The sequence below is a fragment of the Thermovirga sp. genome (assembly GCA_012523215.1).
In the GTDB taxonomy this organism is placed as follows: domain Bacteria; phylum Synergistota; class Synergistia; order Synergistales; family Thermovirgaceae; genus 58-81.
The window spans coordinates 1-2618 of record JAAYIZ010000019.1; the positions used below are offsets into that span (position 1 = coordinate 1).

At 58.4% G+C, this 2618-nt stretch carries 3 protein-coding genes; 2 read left to right on the forward strand and 1 reads right to left on the reverse strand.

Features of this window, described 5'->3' with window-relative positions:
- Window positions 1-347: DMT family transporter (locus GX108_00695; GenBank protein NLO55567.1), on the reverse strand; the 347-nt coding region annotated here is incomplete at its 3' end.
- A gap of 189 nt (window positions 348-536) precedes the next feature.
- Between GX108_00695 and GX108_00700 the strand changes: the two genes are divergently transcribed.
- Together GX108_00700 and GX108_00705 are read left to right on the forward strand one after the other, a co-directional pair.
- Window positions 537-1799 carry a glycosyltransferase gene (locus tag GX108_00700; GenBank protein ID NLO55568.1) on the forward strand — a complete coding sequence of 421 codons (1263 nt, stop codon included), beginning with the start codon at window positions 537-539 and terminating at the stop codon, window positions 1797-1799.
- A gap of 16 nt (window positions 1800-1815) precedes the next feature.
- Window positions 1816-2618: trehalose-6-phosphate synthase (locus tag GX108_00705; protein ID NLO55569.1), on the forward strand; the 803-nt coding region annotated here is incomplete at its 3' end.

Here is a 2618-nt window from a genome sequence, read left to right on the forward strand (position 1 = left end):
CCCAGGACGGCGGCCCCCAGGGCCGTCCATACCGGGTTGATGTAAAAAAGGATGACCGTCAGCCCCACGGGTATGGTAACGAAGGCTATGTTCGACAGGTAATATACGAAGACCACGCCGAAAAGGCCCGAGAGGGCATACTTCCAGCCATCGGCGAACCCCGGCACCAGGGCCCGCGGGGCCCTGAAAAGCGCGTAGGAGCCTGCCACGAGGGCTCCCACAACGGCCCTGACCAGGGAAACCCCGGCAGGGGTCACGCCGTACTGAAAAGCCACCCTTTCGGCGGGGCCAAGGGAACCGAAGAAAAAAGCAGAAAGGATAACGCAGCCAAATCCTAAAAGCATCAAGACGGAAACTCCTTTCCTCACCCGACTCGGGGGATCGCCCCGGGTAGGGGCGGGGAAACGGACGGGGAGAGAGCTGAAATATAAAAAAGATTATCCTATATAATAGGATACCAACAGATCGAAACGGCCGCCGGCGGCCACGAAAGAATTGAAACAGGAGGCGCCGTTTCAGGAAAAGGGGGAGACTCCATGGGACTTCCGTACATCGCCAGGATCGAGCACTATGAACCCATTATCGGGGCCGAGGCGGTAGAGAGGATCCTTTCCAAGGCCGCTAAAATGTCGGACCGCAGAATAGTCCACATCAACTCCACCTTTTACGGCGGAGGCGTAGCCGAACTGCTGGGCTCAGTGACGCTTTTGGCCAACCTGGCCGGCGTCCAGATGGGCTGGAGGGTCATCCAGGGCTCCCCCGACTTTTTTACCGTCACGAAGAAGATGCACAACGCCCTCCAGGGCGATGATATCAACCTTAGTTGGAAGAAGTTCAGGATATACGAGCACGTCGTCTTCGAAAACGTCCTCCGGAACCACCTCGACCATGACATTGTCGTGATCCACGACCCGCAGCCCCTCCCGATGATCCGCCATTATCACAAGAAGGGACCCTGGATCTGGGTCTGCCACGTGGACCTCTCGAACCCCAACAAAAAACTCTGGCCCTACATCAGGAACTACGTGAACAGGTACGATGCAGCCGTCTTCAGCATCCCCGAATACCGGCAGGACACCAGGACCCCCCTGGTCTTCATCAAGCCAGCCATTGACCCCTTCAGCATCAAGAACCGGGACTTCTCGGAGGAGGAGATCCAGGAGAGGCTGGAAAGGTACGACATACCCACCGACAAACCCCTGGTGGTCCAGGTGTCGCGGTTCGACCGGTGGAAGGACCCCGGGGGCGTGATCGAGGCTTTCAAGATAGCTCGTAAAGAGGTCGAATGCAACCTGGTCCTGCTGGGAAACATCGCCACCGACGACCCCGAGGGCGTTGAAATTTTCAACGAATTGAAGGAAAAGCAGGAAGAGGGCATAATCATGCTTACCGTCGAGGACACGGCCCTGGTCAACGCCCTTCAGCGCAAAGCCGCGGTGGTACTGCAGAAATCGATACGGGAGGGTTTCGGCCTCACCGTGACGGAGGCCATGTGGAAGGGCAAACCGGTCATAGGGGGAAACGTGGGAGGTATAAGACACCAGATAACCGACGGCGAGAACGGCTTCCTGGTCGATACCATCGAGGAAGCCGCCGAGAGGATAGTGATGCTTTTGAAGGATCCGGACCTTTGCCTCCGTATAGGCGAGAAGGCCCGCGTCACGGTCCAGGAGAAGTTCCTCATGTCGCGCTACCTCGAGGACTACCTTGACCTTTTCAGATCCTTCGAAGCGAACTACACTCTGCGGGAACCGCTCTGGGACAAGAGCTCCCGGCCTCGGACCAGAAGCCGCCGGTGACGAAAGAGGTCAGACCATGGGCGGGAGGGGAAGACTGGTCATCGTCTCGAACAGGCTCCCGGTGAAGATCGAGGGCCATCCGGGCAAGTGGAAGGTCACCCACTCCTCGGGGGGGCTCGTTTCGGCGTTGACGCCGGTCCTCCGTGACAGGGGAGGGATATGGATCGGCTGGGCCGGGACCACGGAGGTGCTGGACCTGAAGACCCTCAGGGAGATCCTCGGACCCGCCTCGAAACAGGCCGGGTACAGGGTATACCCCGTACGGCTTTCCCAGGAGGATGTGAATTCCTTTTACTCCGGCTTCTCCAACGAAGTGATCTGGCCCCTCTTCCACGACCTCCAGACCCGGTGCCGCTTTGAGCCGGAGTACTGGAAGTCCTACAGAAAGGTGAACGGCGATTTCGCCAAGGCTATAAAAAAGCACACGAGACCGGAGGATTACATCTGGGTCCACGACTACCAGATGGTTCCCGTGGCGAGGATACTGAAATCATCGGATGTTCAGAGGAACTGCGTCTTTTTCCTCCACATCCCCTTCCCTCCCCCGGATATCTTTCTGAAACTGCCCTGGAGAGAGGAAATCCTGAAGGATTTCCTCGAGTACAACTTCGTGGGCTTTCAGACCATGCGCGACAGGAGGAACTTCACCGACTGCCTGAAGGCCCTCCTGCCGGACTCCAAGGTCACGGGTCGCGGACCGGTCGCCACCGTAACCTCCGAAGGACGGCGCGTCAGGGTGGCGGCCATGCCCATCAGCATCGACTACAGGTCCTTCAGGGACACGGCCAAGTCGGCCAAGGCCACGAAGATCCTGAAGGA